Here is a 287-nt window from a genome sequence, read left to right on the forward strand (position 1 = left end):
GCGCTGATCAGTCCGGCCCTTGCCGGAGAGCACGGCGACCAATGCCGTTACCTACACCACGCCATGGGGCACAATCCGACAATCCCTCAGACCACAGGACGGCCGCGAACTCCGGACCTATTCCCTTGAGGCTGAGCAGCAGGGCCGGTGTTGGCTCATCTGCCGCGACAAGCAAGGCGTCGCGTGCCTCTTCAACATCCTTGATCTGCTGGATCAGCAACTCGATGCGATCAAGCTCGCGGCTGATCTGCGCCATGAGCGCCGGCGGCAGTGGACGCCCATCTCCG

At 63.4% G+C, this 287-nt stretch carries 1 pseudogene; it reads right to left on the minus strand.

From position 1 onward, the window contains the following. Nucleotides 1-79 precede the first annotated feature (79 nt). Nucleotides 80-287, minus strand: a pseudogene (locus tag EN807_RS34830) (IS110 family transposase); the annotation flags it as partial.

It is taken from the genome of Mesorhizobium sp. M5C.F.Ca.ET.164.01.1.1, assembly GCF_004792125.1.
Taxonomy (GTDB): domain Bacteria; phylum Pseudomonadota; class Alphaproteobacteria; order Rhizobiales; family Rhizobiaceae; genus Mesorhizobium; species Mesorhizobium wenxiniae.